This is a genomic window from Streptomyces ureilyticus, assembly GCF_011045025.1.
GTDB lineage: Bacteria > Actinomycetota > Actinomycetes > Streptomycetales > Streptomycetaceae > Streptomyces > Streptomyces ureilyticus.
Window position 1 is genome coordinate 26,183 of sequence record NZ_JAAKZX010000043.1, and the last position, 16,691, is coordinate 42,873.

General features: G+C 69.4%; 15 protein-coding genes. 6 read left to right on the top strand and 9 right to left on the bottom strand.

Annotation, left to right across the window (positions count from 1 at the left end):
- Window positions 1–12: 12 nt before the first annotated feature.
- The gene (locus G6048_RS16210) at window positions 13–2,043 is read right to left on the bottom strand and encodes a thioredoxin domain-containing protein (RefSeq protein WP_165340241.1); all 2,031 of its coding nucleotides are present in this window, start codon (window positions 2,041–2,043) and stop codon (window positions 13–15) included.
- A 105-nt stretch (window positions 2,044–2,148) separates the two neighbouring features.
- Entirely contained in the window at window positions 2,149–3,603 is a 1,455-nt protein-coding gene (locus G6048_RS16215) for a recombinase family protein (RefSeq protein ID WP_235989933.1), read from the bottom strand.
- On the opposite strand from G6048_RS16215, the gene G6048_RS16220 reads away from it, so the two are divergent.
- Window positions 3,589–6,792 (top strand): tetratricopeptide repeat protein, encoded by a 3,204-nt coding sequence (locus G6048_RS16220; protein ID WP_165340243.1) that lies wholly within the window; start codon window positions 3,589–3,591, stop codon window positions 6,790–6,792. The genes G6048_RS16215 and G6048_RS16220 overlap by 15 nt on opposite strands.
- Window positions 6,793–6,852: 60 nt before the next feature.
- Here G6048_RS16220 and G6048_RS16225 read toward each other — a convergent pair whose 3' ends face one another.
- The 3 genes from G6048_RS16225 to mca form a co-directional block, all read right to left on the bottom strand.
- Window positions 6,853–7,992 (bottom strand): Fic family protein, encoded by a 1,140-nt coding sequence (locus G6048_RS16225; RefSeq protein ID WP_165340244.1) that lies wholly within the window; start codon window positions 7,990–7,992, stop codon window positions 6,853–6,855.
- Window positions 7,993–8,057: 65 nt separating this feature from the next.
- Window positions 8,058–8,327, bottom strand: coding sequence for a hypothetical protein (locus tag G6048_RS16230; protein ID WP_165340245.1), 270 nt, complete (start codon window positions 8,325–8,327; stop codon window positions 8,058–8,060).
- A gap of 6 nt (window positions 8,328–8,333) precedes the next feature.
- Window positions 8,334–9,212, bottom strand: coding sequence for a mycothiol conjugate amidase Mca (gene mca, locus G6048_RS16235; protein ID WP_165340246.1), 879 nt, complete (start codon window positions 9,210–9,212; stop codon window positions 8,334–8,336).
- A gap of 122 nt (window positions 9,213–9,334) precedes the next feature.
- Between mca and G6048_RS16240 the strand changes: the two genes are divergently transcribed.
- Together G6048_RS16240 and greA are read left to right on the top strand one after the other, a co-directional pair.
- Window positions 9,335–9,733, top strand: a complete 399-nt coding sequence (locus G6048_RS16240; protein WP_165340247.1) for a DUF4307 domain-containing protein — start codon at window positions 9,335–9,337, stop codon at window positions 9,731–9,733.
- 214 nt (window positions 9,734–9,947) lie between these two features.
- Window positions 9,948–10,445, top strand: coding sequence for a transcription elongation factor GreA (greA, locus tag G6048_RS16245; RefSeq protein ID WP_165340248.1), 498 nt, complete (start codon window positions 9,948–9,950; stop codon window positions 10,443–10,445).
- Between the two features lie 81 nt (window positions 10,446–10,526).
- Here the strand turns inward: greA and G6048_RS16250 are convergent, their stop codons facing one another.
- From G6048_RS16250 to ilvA, 3 genes are all read right to left on the bottom strand, one after another.
- The gene (locus tag G6048_RS16250) at window positions 10,527–11,372 is read right to left on the bottom strand and encodes an ABC transporter permease (protein ID WP_165340249.1); all 846 of its coding nucleotides are present in this window, start codon (window positions 11,370–11,372) and stop codon (window positions 10,527–10,529) included.
- Entirely contained in the window at window positions 11,369–12,418 is a 1,050-nt protein-coding gene (locus tag G6048_RS16255) for an ATP-binding cassette domain-containing protein (RefSeq protein ID WP_165340250.1), read from the bottom strand. Before G6048_RS16255 ends, G6048_RS16250 begins: the two co-directional genes overlap by 4 nt.
- 236 nt (window positions 12,419–12,654) lie before the next feature.
- Entirely contained in the window at window positions 12,655–13,884 is a 1,230-nt protein-coding gene (gene ilvA / locus G6048_RS16260) for a threonine ammonia-lyase (RefSeq protein ID WP_165340251.1), read from the bottom strand.
- A gap of 162 nt (window positions 13,885–14,046) precedes the next feature.
- Between ilvA and G6048_RS16265 the strand changes: the two genes are divergently transcribed.
- From G6048_RS16265 to G6048_RS16275, 3 genes are all read left to right on the top strand, one after another.
- Window positions 14,047–14,559, top strand: coding sequence for a MarR family winged helix-turn-helix transcriptional regulator (locus G6048_RS16265; protein ID WP_206341660.1), 513 nt, complete (start codon window positions 14,047–14,049; stop codon window positions 14,557–14,559).
- Window positions 14,560–14,701: 142 nt separating this feature from the next.
- Window positions 14,702–15,211 (top strand): sigma factor-like helix-turn-helix DNA-binding protein, encoded by a 510-nt coding sequence (locus tag G6048_RS16270; RefSeq protein WP_165340252.1) that lies wholly within the window; start codon window positions 14,702–14,704, stop codon window positions 15,209–15,211.
- Between the two features lie 5 nt (window positions 15,212–15,216).
- The gene (locus G6048_RS16275; RefSeq protein WP_165340266.1) at window positions 15,217–15,459 is read left to right on the top strand and encodes a hypothetical protein; all 243 of its coding nucleotides are present in this window, start codon (window positions 15,217–15,219) and stop codon (window positions 15,457–15,459) included.
- A gap of 42 nt (window positions 15,460–15,501) precedes the next feature.
- Here G6048_RS16275 and G6048_RS16280 read toward each other — a convergent pair whose 3' ends face one another.
- Window positions 15,502–16,656, bottom strand: a complete 1,155-nt coding sequence (locus tag G6048_RS16280; protein WP_165340253.1) for a cystathionine gamma-synthase — start codon at window positions 16,654–16,656, stop codon at window positions 15,502–15,504.
- Window positions 16,657–16,691 lie beyond the last annotated feature (35 nt).

The window sequence follows — 16,691 nt, forward strand, 5'->3', positions numbered from 1 at the left end:
GACGACCCGCAGTCAAGAAGCCAGCTTCTCCCGCAGGGACCCCACATCCGTCACCGGTGCGTCGCACGTGAACCGACGGCAGACGTACGCCGCCGGTTCACCTTCGACCAGTGGCCGGTCGGCGAGAAGCGGCAATTCGTCGCTGCCGGGGGCGCCCGCCGCGACGACCGCGCCCGGGGCGGTGGTCAGCAGAGCCGTGCGGTGCAGTTCCCGCGTCGCCGAGGCGTCCGCCGGTCCGACCACGGCCACCTCACGCGGCCCGTCGAGCAGCGCCTCCGCGGTCGCGAGCCCCCAGCCGATGAAGCGCGGCGCCCGCGGGCCGAGGGCCTTCACGACGCCCAACGCCCGTTCCGCAGCCGTGCGATGGGGTGCAGCGCCGGTCTGGGCCGCGTAACTCAACAACGCACCGGCCGCCGCGCTCCACCCGGAGGGCGTGGCGCTGTCGGTCGGATCCTGCGGGCGGCGGATCAGCTTCTCCGCGTCGGCGGCCGTGTCGTACAAGGCCCCCGACTCCTCGTCGACGAACCGCACCAGCACATGGTCGAGCAGGAACCCGGCGAACTCCAGCCAGACCCCCTCACCGGTCACCGAAGCGAGCGCCAGGAACCCCTCGGCGACATCCGCGTAGTCCTCCAACACGCCCGCGTTCGCACCGACTCGGCCGTCCTTCGAGGTACGGGCGAGCCGGGCGCGCTCGTCCAGATGCAGACGTACGAGAAGATCGGCGGCACCGAGCGCGGCCTCGACGAGGTCGGGGCGGTCGAAGTACGCGCCGGTCTCCGCGAGGGCGGCGATCGCGAGCCCGTTCCAGGCCGCGACCACCTTGTCGTCGCGGCCGGGAGCGGGCCGCTGGGCACGGGCATGGCTGAGGCGCTGCTTGATGGACTCGATCCGCTCGGCGTCGAACACACCGTCCTGCTGCGGGAGTTGAAGCACGGAGGCGCCCTCTTCGAAGGTGCCTTCGTCCGTCACACCGAAGTACTGAGCGGCAAGCGCGGCGTCCTCATCACCGAGGACGTCGGCGAGCTGCCGGGGCGTCCACACGTAGTACGCGCCCTCCACATGCTTCCCCGTACCGTCGTCGCTGTCGGCGTCCAGCGCGGAGGCGAACCCGCCCTCGTTCGTACGGAGTTCGCGGACCATGAAGTCGGCGGTTTCGAGGGCGACGCGACGGGCGAGATCCGAGCCGGTGGCTCGCCACAGGTGCGCGTACACGCGGCACAGCAGCGCATTGTCGTAGAGCATCTTCTCGAAGTGCGGCACCACCCACTCACGGTCCACGGAGTACCGCGCGAACCCCCCGCCGAGCTGGTCGTAGATCCCGCCACGCGCCATCCGCTCACACGTATCGGCGGCCATCTGCAACGCACCCTCGGCCCCGGTCCGCGCGTGATGCCGCAACAGGAACTCGATCACCATGGACGGCGGGAACTTCGGCGCTCCGCCGAACCCGCCGCGCTGGGCGTCGTAGTCCCGCGTGAGCCCGAGCAACGCCTGCGCCAGCTCCTCCTCGCCGGGCACGCTCGCGTCCCCGTACGAGATCTCCCGCCCCGCGAGATCCCGCGCGATCTTCCCGGCCACCTCGGCGACCTCGTCATGCCGGTCGGCCCAGGCGCTGTGCACACCTTCCAGCACCTGCCGGAACGACGGCATGCCCTGCCGGGGCGCGGGCGGGAAGTAGGTCCCGAAGTAGAACGGCTCGGCGTCCGAGGTGAGGAAGACGGTCATGGGCCAGCCGCCCTGCCCGGTCGCCGCCTGCACGGCCTCCATGTAGACGGCGTCGACGTCAGGCCGCTCCTCGCGGTCGACCTTGATGTTCACGAAGTGGTCGTTCATGTAGGCGGCGACGGCTGCGTCCTCGAAGCTCTCCTTGGCGAGCACATGGCACCAATGGCAACTTGAATAGCCGACGCTCAGATGCACCGGTACGCCACGCTCGCGCGCCTCGTCGAAAGCCTCAGCCGACCACGGCCACCAGTCGACCGGGTTGTCGGCATGCTGGAGGAGGTACGGGGAAGTCTCATGGGCCAGTCGGTTCGGCATGTCTCCATCGTGCCTGACGAACTGCGGCCAGTCGGCGAACGGACACCACCGATACCGGCACTCAGTCACACTCGAGCGATCCTCCCGCCGTGCCACCCGAACCTCTCAACGCCAGGCAGGCTCCACTCGCGAGTGGTCCCAGGAAGGATTCCCTTTCTTACCAGGCCGGACGACGCAGTGAGTCAGAACCGCGGCGACGGCCTTCCGCTTCTCCTCGAGTCCCATCTCACCGGACTGCCAGCGTTGCCGCGTGGTCTCGGACAGCTTCATGTGGCCTTGGGTTTCAGTGAAGAGCAGTTGTTCAAGGGCCTCGTCGGCCAGCGGCCCGCTGATGCCGCATCGCCCGCAGCTACGACAGGAGTAGACGTAGGGACTCCTCTTGCTTCTCCCCTTCTGAGCGCACAGGGCCCCGCGACACACCGCACCGTCGGAGCGCTGCGCCCCGCATCGGAGGAATCCCGTGGCGAGATGGCGAGGGGCGGGCCTGCTCCCTCCGAGCCTCGGAGTACCACTGCCCCTGTGCAGGTACAGACTGCCCGGCGAGAAGGTCGCGCACACCGCTCGCCACTGCTCGGGCGTCACGATGGGTTCCCACTGCCCGAGCACCGGCTGCCCCGTCTCCGGGACCAGCAACAGTTCGCCTCTGTTGGCCCGATATCCACACACCCTCGGTGCGGTGATGATCTGCGTGACAGTCTGTGCGTTGGGCCTGCCACCGCGAGTACCTGTGACCCCAAGATCACACCAGTCACGTGCGACAGCCCGGATGGCCCTCCCTTCCGTGCGGTCAACAATCGCCTGCTCGACAAGTTTCGCCTCATCGGAGTGGAGCCTGATCCTGTCCTCCTGCCAGCCGAAGGGGCGTGGTCCGCTGTGCGGCACCCCTTCGACGGCGCGAGCCCAGTGCCAGTTCGACAGCCTCCGGCTCCGGACGCGTGTTTCCGCGATCGCGGCATCCAGCGAACGTACGGCTTGGAGTAGTCCGTCCTGCGAGTACGGATCTCGGAGGCCCTGAGGATCGACGTAGATTCGTCCCGACAGACTGGTCAGTGCGGCGAAGAACCGGACAAGATCCTCTGCACGGCGGTAAAGCCGGTCGTCCGCGACGCTGACGACCCCCTCGACCGGCTGCCCGGTGTCAGTGCATCCGCGCGCCAGGTCCGCGATCAACTGGTCGAATCCAGGCCTTACCACTCCCGGCCTTGATGCGCTGAGGCCATTGTCACTGTATGTCGCAACAACTGTGCAGCCGTGGGCGCGTGCCGTCCGCTCATTGACCCGCAGCTGATAGCGCACACCGTGTCCGTCCCGGTGACGGACATCCTCCGACGTACGCGCGTAGGAAGCGACCGGGATCAAACTGGTCGATATATCGCGGAAATTCACAGCATACCCCGTTCGATAGTCAGCCCGACAGTCACAAAAACGAGCGAGCGATCCAGAGGTCACTGTCCTCGATCCTGTGATCGTCGCCCTCTCGCGCCGAAGTGCCGTCCGCAGGACACTTGACCCGGAAAAGCCATTGCTGGCGGAGGGGGACCTGACATGCGGGACAGCCATCGGGCTGAGGCCGAGCGGCTGTTGGCCCGGGCCGTGGAGGAGGAGGTTCGGCGGTCGGGCGGGCGGATCGACGGAAGTGTGCTGCTGTCGCGGGCTCGTGGGGCGATGGAAGCCATCGCGGGGACGGCGGCCGAGGAGTACGAGGCGTATACGAAGGCGCTGGACGAGGGCGAGGCCGGGCGGCTGACGTTCGGGCAGCGGTGGGCGCGTGAGGGTGCCGGAACTCCCCTGCTGGTCGCGGTCGTTGCCGCTGTCGCGGCCTGTGTGGCGGACCTGGTGCTCGGCACGAGTACCGGGACGGCGCTCGGTGCCGGAGCCGTGGTCGGTGTGGTGGGCGCCGCGGCGACGGTGGCGAAGGTGACCGCTTCGCACGTGCCGGCCGCGAGTCGCCGGGCCGGGGCCCTGGGGCAGCCGGGCGGGCCGGAGCAGTTGCGGCTGCAGTGGCTGACGGCGCTGGAGGTGCGGGGTATCCGTCCGTTCCTGGACCAGCAGCGGGTGCTCAGCGCGTCGACCGGTCCGAAGCGGAAGGCGCCGCAGCTGCGGGGTACGGACAAGAGCGCGGCGGCGCGCAGGCGCAGTGTGCTGGAGCGGTCCTTCGATCAACTCCCGGAGCCGGAGGGCCCGTTCGCGGGCCGTAGGCAGGAGCTGGGGCGCGTGGCGCAGTGGGTGCACGCGGCCCGCGCCAGTACGGAGACCAAGCCGACGGTGGTCGTGCTGCACGGCGCGCCGGGCTCGGGCCGCAGCACCCTGGCGATCCGTGCCGCGCACTCGCTGAAGGACCAGTTCCGTGGCGCGTGCGTGGTGGATCTGCGCGGCGACGGCCCGGAGGAGCCGCCGCTGTCCACCCGCGACGCGCTGCTTCACCTGCTGAACCGGCTCGGCGCGTCCCGCGAGCAGTTGCTGTTCCGGGAGCGTTCCTCGCCGGAGCAGCAGGTGCGGCGGCTGAGCGAGCTCTACCACCAGCATCTGACGGGCATGCCGGTGACGATCGTGCTGGACGACGCGAGCGACGCCGAGCAGGTACGGACCCTGGTGCCCGAGCGTTCCGACAGCCTGGTCGTGGTCACGGCACGCAAGCCGCTGGATCTGCCCGCCGACCTCCCCGCCTGGGTGCACCAGCTCCCCGTGGAGGCGCTGGACTCGGCGGGCGCCGAGGAGTTGCTGAAGGCCGCGGCGCAGGACGCCTCGGGTCCGTACGACGCCGAATCCTGTGACCGGGTACGGGAGTTGTGCGGCGGACTGCCGCTGGCGCTGCGGATCGCGGGCTCCTCACTCGGCCCGCGTACGCATCGTCAGCTGGCCACGGATCTGGATGCGTACGGTCCGGTCGAGCCGGTGGAACGGGTGCTGTGGCTGCGCTACAGCGACCAGTCGGACACGGCCCGGCGGCTGCTGCGCCGCCTGGCGCTGGCCGGCCGCGCATCCCTGGGTGCCGCGGCGGCGGCCGCCCTGCTGTCGACGGACGACGCGGAGGCGACCCGGCACCTGGAGGCGCTGTCGCGAGCCGGCCTCATCGATCGTGTACGGGGCAGCCGTTACCGTCTGCACGATCTGGTCCGTGCCTTCGCGCAGGCCCGCCTGCTGGACGAGGAGGAGCCGGCGGAGCGTACGGCCGCGCAGGAACGACTCATCGTGAACTACGGCGAGTTGGCGGACTCGGTGATCCGTCTCGTCGACGGCAAGACGTCGACACGCGCGGACACGGTCGGCCCGCACGGCTTCACCTCGCTGGACGCGGCGCTGCGCTGGCTGGACGACGAGTCGAGCTTCATCACGGCGGCGCTCAGGCACGCGGAGGGCGTGGACCAGGCGGCCGTACTGAATCTGCTCGGCGCCCTGTGCGACTACTGCCTGTTGCGCGGCGACCTCTACCGGCTGGGCGAGATCAGTGAGCTGACGCAGGCGGTGGACCAGGGGCTGCTGGTGCGTTCGGTCCAGTGGCGTACGGGTATCGCGGCCCGCCAGCTCGGCGAGCTCGACAAGGCGCGTACGCAGCTCGCTTCGGTGGTGGAGCTATACTTCGAGGCGCACCACGACGCGGGCGCGGCAAGGGCGTTGTGCTCGCTCGGGATCACGCTCCACCACCAGGGCAATCTGTCCGAGGCGGCGGCGAAGCTCCAGGAAGCCATGGATCTCCAGGCCTCCCCCGCCCTCGCGGCGGACCGCGCCTGGACGATGCACGCGCTGGCGGCGGTGGAGCGGGACCGGGCGCGTCTCGCCACGGCCCTGGATCTCCTCACGCAGGCGCTGGTCCTGCACCGTCAGGGCGAGTCCGTGCACGGTGAGGCCTGGGCGCACTTCCAGCTCGGCCAACTGGGGCTGCGCATGGGCGACGTACCGCGCGCGGAGGCGGAACTCCGCGAGGCCCTCGATCTGTACGGCCGCACCCGCGACCCCCGCGGTGAGGCTTGGGCCCTGACCCAGCTGGCCCGGGCCCGCCTGGTCGACGGCGACGCGTCCTCCGCCGTGGACGGACTGCGCCAGGCGATCTCCCGTCACCGTGACAACGAGGACGCGCGGGGCGAGGCGTGGACGGTGTACTACCTGGGCCAGGCTCTGGAGGAGTCGGGCAGCCTGGACCAGGCGGTGCGGGAACTGGAGCGTTCGCGGACGATGTTCTCCCGCATCCGGGACGTGTACGGCCTCGCGTGCGCCCGCCACCACTCGGCCCGGGCCACTCGCGATCAACGGGCGGTCCAGACAGGCTCGTTGCGCAACTCCGGCTTCGCCCGCCAGCTCCTGGTGGACGCCCGGGCGGACTTCCAGCGCATCGGCGTCGCCCACGGCGAGGCGTGGACGTGCCTGGAGCTGGCCGTGGTGGACGCGGGCAACGCCCGTACGCAGTCCGCCCTTTCGCTGTGCGACGAGGCGGCGAGCCTGTTCGCCTCGTACGGCGACCGGCGGGGCGAGGACTGGGCCCGCTTCCTGCGCTGCACCCTGCTCCCCTACGCCTCCCCGGGCGGCGCCGAGATCGGCACAGCCGTGGCCCAGGAGGAGCTGACCCAGCTCTCCCGCTCCAACCACCCGACCCGCGACGGAAAGCTCGACGACTACATCGAGGCGTATCAGCTACTGCTGGAACGGGGCGTCGACCTGGACGCGGGCTGGCAGGCCTGGCGCCTGGGAATGGTCCCGAACCGGCATGCCCGGGAGGTCATGGGGGTGGCGGTGGCGGCTCGGTCGTCGTAGGGGCGGCCGGGTCTTCGGTGGGGCGGCTCAGCCTTCGGTGGGGCGGCTCAGTCCGCGTGATCAGTCTTCGTACGGGTCGACCAGGCGCAACGGCCGGCGGACCTGCTCCAGTACGTCCGCCGGGAAGTCCGGGCCCGGCACGTAGTAGCGGGCCTTGGTGTTGCCGACGGCTTCGAGGAGTCCGGCCTCGGTGAGGGCTCGGATGTCGCGTACCGCCTGCTGGTTGCTGAGGTTCTCGGCGCGCTGGTAGCGGGCGCGGCGGACGCGGCCCGCCAGGGCGACGTCGTGGAGCGCGGTCACCTGGCGTTCGTCGAAGCCCTTGCGCTCCGCGTACTCGGCCAGGTCGATCCAGGCGCGGTTGGAGCGGTCGATGCGGTGTATCACCGACTGGGACTGCTGGTGGTAGGCGAGGAGGTTGAAGCGGATCCAGGGGGCGGTGTCGCGCTCGGGGCTCCACTCCGGGCCGCCAACGCGCTTGAGGACCTTGTAGTACTCCCAGGTATTGCCCGGCTTGCCCAGCCATGCCTCGATGGACGAGAACTCCGGGGCGAGAACCCCTCCCCTGGCGATCACCAGCGTCTGCAGGGAGCGTGACATCCGCCCGTTACCGTCGGACCACGGATGGATCTTGACCAGGATGAGGTGCGCCATCGCTGCCCGGACCAGGACATGGGCGTCGAGATCGCCCCCGCCCAGCCAGTCGACGAGTTCGGCCATCAGGTCCGGGAGCGCCTCGGCGTCGGGCGCGACGTAGGCGACGCTCTGGGGGTCGCCGGGCTCGTTGATCCAGACTCCGCGCCTGCGCCACTGCCCGGCGAGCTTCGCCGGGTGGTGATGTCCCTGGAGCATCCAATGGAGGCTGTTGAGCAGGGACTTGGTGTACGTGAAGTCCGGGGCGTCGTGGAGGGACTGGATGTATGTCATGGCGTGCTGGTACGCCAGCGTCTCCGCCTTGTTGTCCTCGGATACGGCGACTTCCTGCTCGCCGTCGATCAGGTCCTCGACGTCGACGGAGTCGACCTTGTAGCCCTCGATGGTGTTGGACCCGGCGATGGCCTGAGCCGTGAGCGTTCGGCGCAGTCCGTCGGTCCACTTGGCCGGGGTCTGCCGTACCTGGTGCCGGAGCTTCCTACGCAGCTCATCGATCTCGTCGAGTACTCGACGATCGTGGGCGCTCAGGGACGGCGTGCGGGGCAGCATGACTTCATGATATCCAGTGGGTGTCATGAAGTCATGCTGCTACACCAGCTCAAGCCGCTGAGCGCTCAGCCCTTCGCAGGCGAGGCCTTCCCCCCGGAACCGGCCTTCTTGTCGGAGGCGTCGGAGGCGTCCCCCTTCGGGTCCTCCTCCTCCTGGAAGTCGACCTTCCCCATGTGCCGGTTCATCGACTTCATCAGCCCCCACACCGCCACGGCCATCACCGCGAACACGATGAAGCCGAGGACGCCGGGGGTCACCTTGTCCTCGTCGACCTCTGCCGCGAGGGGGACCAGGTGCGTCATTGCCAGGCTTGCGCTTGCGCTCATGTCAGGCATTGTCTCTCAGGACTGCCGGACGCCCGCGAAGAGGTCGCCCTCGGGGAGGGACGTATCGACGAGGGACTTCGCGAGCTCGTACTCCTCCGTCGGCCAGACCTCCTTCTGGATGTCCATCGGGACGCGGAACCAGCCCCCGTCGGGGTCGATCTGCGTGGCGTGTGCGATCAGGGCCTTGTCGCGGATCTCGTAGAAGTCGGCGCACGGGACGTGCGTCGTCAGGGTTCGCTCGGCGCGCATGAACTCGTCCCAGCGCTTCAGCCAGTCCCCGTACGGGGACTCCATGCCGCGCTCCAGCAGCGCGTTGTGCAGCGCCTCGGTGCGCGGGCGGTTGAAGCCCTGGTTGTAGTAGAGCTTCTGCGGCTGGTAGGCCGGGCCGAACTCCGACTCCGGATACTTCTCGGCGTCCGCCGCCCCCTCGAACGCCACCATCGAGATCTTGTGGGTCATGATGTGGTCGGGGTGCGGATAACCGCCGTTCTCGTCGTAGGTGGTGATCACCTGCGGGCGGAAGGAGCGGATTTTGCGGACCAGTTCGCCCGCCGCCTTGTCGACGTCCTCCAGCGCGAAACAGCCCTCGGGCAGCGGCGGCAGCGGGTCGCCCTCGGGCAGCCCCGAGTCGACGAAGCCGAGCCACTCCTGCTTGACGCCGAGGATCTCGCGGGCCTCGTCCATCTCCTTCTTGCGTACCTCGTGGATGTGCTCCTCGACGTACTTGTCACCCTGAAGCTTCGGATTGAGGATGGAGCCGCGCTCCCCGCCCGTGCAGGTCACGACCAGCACGTCCACCCCCTCGGACACGTACTTCGCCATGGTGGCCGCGCCCTTCGACGACTCGTCGTCGGGGTGGGCGTGTACGGCCATCAGTCGCAGCTGGTCAGTCAAATCACAATCCTCGTCAGTCGGCGCCCCGTATGTATCGGCGCGATCGGCGGCTTCTATAGTGACCGAATCGGGGGGCGAAAAATTCCGGGTCCGGCCCTTTGCGCCCCGCAGAGAGGACGATCATGAGTACGGCGAGTACGCAGCTGCCCGAGGGCCGCTACGGCCGCTCCGCGGACGAGCGTGCCGACCGCAAGCTCAAGATCATCGGAAGCGTCCTGGGCGTCGCTCTCCTCCTCCTCGTCGGCTGGTTCGCCTACTACTACGTGGGCGGCAACAAGATCAGCGCCGAAGTGATCTCCTTCGACACCTCCGGCGGCTCGGTCAAGGTGCACCTGGAGGTGCGCAAGGACGCGGACGCCGACGGCTACTGCACCATCCGCTCGCAGGCCGAGAACGGCGCCGAAGTGGGCCGCGCCGACTTCCGCTTCGACCAGAACGCCACGCGCATCGACAAGGTCGTCACGCTGCGTACGACGTCCCAGGGCACCACCGCGGAGCTGCTCGGCTGCCACGCCGACTGACTCCGGGCTCGCTGAGCGCCGGTGGCGCCGGGCCTCGGTCCGTGCACGCCGACTGGAATACGTCGTCGCTGACCTGCGTTGATGTGATTCTGACGGCTTATGTCCTCCCCCTACGCCCGCTGAATTGTTAGGCTCGTGGTTTCGCCCTCCCCTGGAGGAACATTCTTCTGGGTAGGGCGATGCTTTGTATTCCCAGTACCGACGAGGAGCACCTGTGACCCAGACCAGCGAGAACGTCACCTGGCTGACCCAGGAGGCGTACAACCAGCTGAAGGCCGAGCTGGAGTACCTGTCTGGTCCTGCGCGCACGGAGATCGCCGCCAAGATCGCGGCCGCGCGCGAGGAGGGCGACCTGCGCGAGAACGGCGGGTACCACGCGGCCAAGGAGGAGCAGGGCAAGCAGGAGCTCCGGGTGCGCCAGCTGACTCAGCTCCTTGAGAACGCGAAGGTCGGCGAGGCGCCGGCGGCCGATGGTGTGGTCGCGCCCGGCATGGTCGTCACCATCGCCTTCGACGGTGACGAGGACGACACGGTGACGTTCCTGCTCGCCTCGCGCGAATACGCGAGCTCGGACATCGAGACGTACTCGCCGCAGTCCCCGCTGGGCTCCGGCGTGAACGGCAAGAAGGTCGGCGAGGACGCCCAGTACGAACTGCCGAACGGCAAGCTCGCCTCGGTGAAGATCCTCGAGGCCAAGCCGTACACGGCCTGAGTCCCTGAGTCCGAGCCGTGCCCCCCGGCCGAGGTTTCCCTCGCGCCGGGGGTTTCTTCATGGCCGGGGCTTCCTCGTGCGTCACGCCGTCGCCGAGCGGTACTTGCGCACCGCCAGCGTCCGGAATATGACGATGATCAGGATCGAGTAGATCAACGAGGCCCAGACCGGGTGCTGCATGGGCCAGGCGTCCGACTGTGAGACCCCGGGATTGCCGAACAGCTCGCGGCAGGCCTGCACTGTGGCGCTGAACGGGTTCCAGTCGGCGACATGACGCAGCCAGGGCGTCATCTGGCCGGTGAACACGAACGCGTTCGAGACGAACGTGACCGGGAAGAGCCAGATCAGCCCGCCCGACGTGGCCGCCTCCGGCGTTCGTACGGAGAGGCCTATCAGTGCGCCGATCCAGGTGAACGCGTACCCGGCGAGGAGCAGCAGCCCGAAGGCACCGAGCACCTCGCCGACACTGGTGTGGGTGCGCCAGCCGACCAGCAGGGCAACGACAGCCAGCACGACGAGCGTGAACGCCGTCTGTACCAGGTCGGCGAGCGTACGGCCGGTCAGGACGGCTCCGCGCGCCATGGGCAGCGAGCGAAAGCGGTCTATGAGCCCCTTGTGCATGTCGTCGGCGATCCCCGCTCCGGCTCCCGCGGTGGCGAAGGTGACGGTCTGCGCGAAGATGCCGGCCATCAGGAACTCGCGGTACGTGCCCGGGTCGTTGGAGCCCGCGATGGTCATGGAGCCACCGAACACGTAACTGAACAGCACCACGAACATGATTGGCTGGATGAGCCCGAAGATCAACATCTCAGGAATCCGGCTCATGCGAATCAAGTTCCGCCGGGCAACGACCAGGGAGTCCCGCACGGACTGGCCGATGGCACTCCCCGGCTGTGCGACGCGCACGGTGTCGCTGACGACACTCATGGGGTGGCCTCCTTCTTGGCCTCGTCCTTGTCCTGCACCGGCTCCTGCTTCGCCTTGGCCTTGCGGCCCTTGGCGTCCCGCCCCGCGCCGTTCTCCTCGTCCTCCGCCTCGGCGAGGTGTCCCGTCAGGGAGATGAAGACGTCGTCGAGGGTGGGGCGGCGCAGGCCGATGTCGTCGATCTCGATGCCACGGGTGTCGAGCTCGCGGATGACCTCCGCGAGGAGCTTGGCGCCGCCGGTCACGGGCACGGTCAGCTTGCGGGTGTGCTCCTCGACGGTCGTCTCGCCCTTGCCGAAGCCCTGGAGCACCTCGGACGCGGTGGCTATGTGCTCGCGCTCGTGGACGACGACCTCTACGCGCTCGCCTCCGGTCCGCGCCTTGAGCTGGTCGGAGGTGCCGCGGGCGATGACGCGGCCGTGGTCCACGACGCAGATGTCGTGAGCGAGGTGGTCGGCCTCTTCGAGGTACTGGGTGGTCAGCAGCAGGGTCGTACCCCCGGAGACCAGTCGCTTGATGACCTCCCACAGCTGCTGACGGTTGCGCGGGTCGAGGCCGGTCGTCGGCTCGTCCATGAACATGACCGGTGGCGAGACGACGAGCGCCGCCGCGAGGTCGAGCCGGCGGCGCATGCCGCCGGAGTACGTCTTGGCGGGGCGGTCGGCGGCGTCGGCGAGGTTGAACTGCTCGAGCAGTTCGCCCGCCCGCACCTTCGCGTCCTTTGCCTTCATCTGGTAGAGCTGGCCGACCATCTGGAGGTTCTCGCGGCCGGTCAGATACTCGTCGACCGCGGCGAACTGGCCGGACAGGCCGATCGAGCGCCGCACTTCATTGGGGTTCTTGAGTACGTCGATGCCTGCGACGATCGCCTTGCCCCGGTCGGGGCGCAGCAGCGTGGTCAGGCAGCGGACCGCGGTGGTCTTGCCCGCGCCGTTCGGCCCGAGCAGGCCCAGCACGGTGCCCTCCGGGACATCGAAATCGACGCCGTCCAGAGCCCTTACGTCACCGAAGGTCTTCACGAGGCCTTCGGCGTAGATGGCGCCTGGCATGTGATTTCTCCACGTCGTTGGGGTTTCTTCGGAAAGATGGGGATGGCGCACTTGGTTCTGTCATGAGTGACGACTGACACACCATAACGCGATGTATCGCGTCTCTCAATGGGTTTTTCCAGGCTGTGGATAACTGGGGCACTGCCCTCCGCCGCCGGTATGACGCACTGCGGACTGACGGGCTGCGGACTGACGGCTGCCGACTGACGGGCTGCGGTCCGGCGGACCGCCGGACGTCAGTCGATGACCGTGTAACCGGCCTCGCGCAGCGCTTGCTCCACCTCGGCGCAGTGCTCCGGCCCCTTCGTCTCCAGGTGCAACTCCACCTCCGCCTCCGTGAGCCCGAGCCGCGGATCGGTCCGTACGTGGCTCACATCGAGGACGTTAGCGTCCACCACTGACAACACCCCGAGGAGCGTGGCCAGGGCGCCGGGGCGATCCGTCAGCCGCAGCCGGACCTGGAGGTAGCGGCCGCCTGCGGCCATGCCGTGCCGCAGGATGCGCTGCATCAGCAGCGGGTCCACATTGCCGCCGGACAGCACCCCGACGACCGGCCCTTCGAATTCCTCCGGTGTGCTCAGCAGCGCCGCGACGGGGCTCGCGCCGGCCGGCTCGACGACCAGCTTGGCCCGCTCCAGGCACAGCAGCAGGGCGCTGGACAGGTTGTCCTCGGAGACCGTACGGACCTCGTCCACCAGGTCGCCGACGATGCGGAACGGCACGTCGCCGGGGCGCCCCACCTTGATGCCGTCGGCCATCGTCGCCGGGTTGTCGATGGACACCGGGCGCCCTGCCGCCAGCGAGGGCGGGTACGCCGCCGCGCCCGCCGCCTGCACGCCCACGATCCGTACGTCGGGCCGCAGCGACTTCACGGCGATCGCGATGCCCGCGGCGAGCCCGCCGCCGCCGATCCCGACGACGATCGTGCGCACCTCGGGGCACTGCTCCAGGATCTCCAGGCCGACCGTGCCCTGGCCCGCGATGATGTCGGGGTGGTCAAAGGGGTGGATGAACACGGCGCCCGTCTCGGCCGCGTACTCCTGTGCGGCGGCCAGCGTCTCGTCGACCACCGTGCCGTGCAGGCGCACCTCGGCGCCGTAGTGGCGGGTCGCGGCGACCTTCGGCAGCGGGGCGCCGGTCGGCATGAACAGCGTGGAGCGCACTCCGAGCAGCGAGGAGGCGAGGGCCACGCCCTGGGCGTGGTTGCCGGCGCTCGCCGCGACGACTCCCGCGGCGCGTTCCTCGGGCAGCAGTCCGGCTATCCGCACGTACGCGCCGCGCAGCTTGAACGAGCCCGTCCGCTGCAGGTTCTCGCACTTGAAGTGCACGGGCGCGCCCACAAGGCCGGACAGATGCCTGCTGCCTTCCATGGCGGTCACCCGCGCCACTCCCGCGAGCATCTTCTGGGCGCCGCGGACATCGTCGAGGGTTACCGTCGGAAAGGAGTCAGCCGTGCTGTAGCTCATGACCACCAGTCTCGCAGCTCATGCCCCGCCCCACGGGCTGTGACCAAGCTCCGGCGCCTGTTTGCGCAGCGCTGGTACGGCCCGCCCGCCGTCCGCGTACTCTGTCCACCAACCCAGCCCCACGCATGAATAGAGCCCCCGGCCATGCCCACAACACCAGAAATGTCGATGGACATGACGACCGTCGGTGAAACCGGTCTTCTCGAATCGCTCCAGCACGAGGTGGCGGTGTTCGCCCGCCGTGCAGAACAGACCCGGCTCGGCGGGGTCGGGCAGGTCCGCAACTCCATGGACCGTGCCGCATATCTGCTGCTCAACCGCCTCGACAAGGAAGGCCCGATGGGCGTCAAGGCGCTCGCCGCGAGCATGGGCATCGACTCGTCGACGGTCACCCGTCAGGTCGCGCCGCTCGTGGACACCGGGCTCGTCAAGCGCACCTCGCACCCGGAGGACGGGCGTGCCGTGGTGCTCCAGTTGTCGCCGCGCGGGCTCTCCCGCCTGGAGGAAGTCCGCTCCTCCCGGCGGCAGTTGATGGCCGAACTCACCGAGGACTGGAAGCCGGAGGAGCGGGAGGCGTTCTGCACGCTCCTCACGCGTTTCAACGGCGCGCTGTCCACGCGGATGGCCGCGGCGTCGGTGGAAGGGGCCTCCGTAGAGGCGCCCTCGCCCTCCTGACGGCCCCCTCCTGACCGCCCGCACGTGTCGGCCTCTTGACCAGGGGGCCGTGCCTGGCCTCATATGAGATCGGGTCCCTGTAGTACGCGATTTTCATCGCCGTACGCCCCAGGGGCTCGGTTTCCCAAAGTCGGGAGGCGCGGTGCGAGAACGGCAGGCGTCCCAAGGCGCCCGCCGGGCCCGGGAGTTCGAGGCGTTCGTCGCGGGCGCGGCAGGGCGGCTACTGCATGCGGCCACACTCCTCACGGCGGAGTCGCCGGACGACAACCCGCGCGCGCGGCGCCTGCTCACGGCGTCCCTGGCCCATACGTACGCCTCCTGGGACCGGCTGCGCGGCGAGGACCCGTACGACCGCGCCCGGCAGCAGCTGGCGGTGCGCTTCGCGCGCGGGGCCTGGCATCAGTACGGCGCGCTGAGCCGGCTGCACCTTCGTGGCGGAGCGGACACCGGCGGCGTACTGCACCGTCTCACTCCCCAGGAGCGGCTGGTCCTGGTGCTGCTCTTCTTCGAGGGCGTGGCCGAGGAGCAGACGGCGGCGCTGCTGGGGCTGCCCCTGGAGCGCGTACGGGCGATCGGCGCCCGTGCGACGGCGAACCTGCTGCATCCCCCGCGTGAGGCGGCCCCGGCGGTGGCGAAGGTGGTGCCGTCATGAGCCCGATGAACCGCAGGGAGGGCGCCGTCCGCCGCCTCCTGGAGGACGCGCCGCCCTCCGTACCGCCCAACCTGCACGCGGACGTCGTGCGGCGCGGCAGGCGCATGCTGCGCCGTCAGAGGGCGGCCCGGCGGCTGCTGTGGCTGCTGCTGTTCGCGGCCGCCGTGGCCTTCCTGGTGTGGGCGTCGATGGCCCGGCCGTGGGTGGAGCCGCCGTCAGAGGTGACTCCACCGCTCACCGGCTGGTAGCCGCCACCGGCCGGGCTGCCGGCAGCCCAAGCCGAAAGGCACTCAGCCCAGGGCCTGTGCGAGGTCCTGAAGGAGGTCGTCGACGTTTTCGATGCCTACGGAGAGGCGTACGAGATCGGCGGGCACCTCGAGTGCCGAGCCTGCCGCGGACGCGTGCGTCATACGCCCCGGATGCTCGATCAGGGACTCGACGCCGCCCAGGGACTCCCCCAGGGTGAACACCTTGGCGCGGTTGCACACCTCCACGGCCGCCTCCTCGCCGCCCGCGACCTGGAAGGAGACCATGCCGCCGAACGCCTTCATCTGCTTGGCGGCGACCTCGTGACCGGGGTGCTCCGCAAGGCCCGGGTACAGAACACGCGTCACGCGCGCGTGCCTGCTGAGCATCTCGGCGACCTGGGCGGCGTTCTCGCTGTGCCGGTCCATCCGTACGGCGAGCGTCTTGATGCCGCGCAGCACCAGCCAGGAGTCGAAGGGGCCCGCGACCGCGCCCATCGCGTTCTGGTGGTACGCCAGTTCCTTGCCGAGCCCCTCGTCGTTCACGACGAGCGCGCCGCCCACGACGTCCGAGTGGCCGCCCATGTACTTGGTCAGCGAGTGCACCACGAGGTCCGCGCCGAGCGCGAGCGGCTGCTGGAGGTAGGGGCTGGCGAAGGTGTTGTCGACGACCAGCCTGGCGCCCGCGTCGCGCGCGATCTGGGCGACCGCGGCGATGTCGGTGATGCCGAGGAGCGGATTGGACGGCGTCTCCACCCAGACGATCTTGGTCTTGGGGGTGACGGCGGCCCGTACGGCGGCGGGATCACTGGTGTCGGCGACCGACCATTCCACCCCCCACCGGGAGACGACCTTCGCGAAGAGGCGGAACGTACCGCCGTACGCGTCGTTGGGGATGACCACGTGGTCGCCGGGGCTGAGCAGCGTACGCAACAGGCAGTCCTCGGCCGCCAGTCCGGACGCGAACGCGAGTCCGCGGCGACCGCCCTCCAGGGCGGCGAGGTTCTCCTCCAGGGCGGTCCTGGTCGGATTGGCGCTGCGGCTGTACTCGTAGCCGCCGCGCAGCCCGCCGACGCCGTCCTGCTTGTAAGTCGAGACCTGGTAGATCGGCGGGACGACCGCGCCGGTGAGGGGATCCGCGGTGTTCCCCGCGTGGATCGCCACGGTTTCGAAGTGCTGGCTGATGTGCCTGTCGCTCATGGGCACCGAGGGTAATGCGCTTGTGCTGATCGTGA

Excerpts from the sequence above, each read along its gene's own strand:
- G6048_RS16230 (WP_165340245.1), bottom strand. The coding sequence starts at position 8,327 with ATGCCTGACATGAGCGCAAGCGCAAGCCTGGCAATGACGCACCTGGTC.
- G6048_RS16250 (WP_165340249.1), bottom strand. The coding sequence starts at position 11,372 with ATGAGTGTCGTCAGCGACACCGTGCGCGTCGCACAGCCGGGGAGTGCC.
- G6048_RS16240 (WP_165340247.1), top strand. The coding sequence starts at position 9,335 with ATGAGTACGGCGAGTACGCAGCTGCCCGAGGGCCGCTACGGCCGCTCC.
- G6048_RS16265 (WP_206341660.1), top strand. The coding sequence starts at position 14,047 with ATGTCGATGGACATGACGACCGTCGGTGAAACCGGTCTTCTCGAATCG.
- G6048_RS16255 (WP_165340250.1), bottom strand. The coding sequence starts at position 12,418 with ATGCCAGGCGCCATCTACGCCGAAGGCCTCGTGAAGACCTTCGGTGAC.
- G6048_RS16280 (WP_165340253.1), bottom strand. The coding sequence starts at position 16,656 with ATGAGCGACAGGCACATCAGCCAGCACTTCGAAACCGTGGCGATCCAC.
- G6048_RS16210 (WP_165340241.1), bottom strand. The coding sequence starts at position 2,043 with ATGCCGAACCGACTGGCCCATGAGACTTCCCCGTACCTCCTCCAGCAT.
- G6048_RS16220 (WP_165340243.1), top strand. The coding sequence starts at position 3,589 with ATGCGGGACAGCCATCGGGCTGAGGCCGAGCGGCTGTTGGCCCGGGCC.
- G6048_RS16225 (WP_165340244.1), bottom strand. The coding sequence starts at position 7,992 with ATGCTGCCCCGCACGCCGTCCCTGAGCGCCCACGATCGTCGAGTACTC.
- ilvA (WP_165340251.1), bottom strand. The coding sequence starts at position 13,884 with ATGAGCTACAGCACGGCTGACTCCTTTCCGACGGTAACCCTCGACGAT.
- G6048_RS16275 (WP_165340266.1), top strand. The coding sequence starts at position 15,217 with ATGAACCGCAGGGAGGGCGCCGTCCGCCGCCTCCTGGAGGACGCGCCG.
- G6048_RS16215 (WP_235989933.1), bottom strand. The coding sequence starts at position 3,603 with ATGGCTGTCCCGCATGTCAGGTCCCCCTCCGCCAGCAATGGCTTTTCC.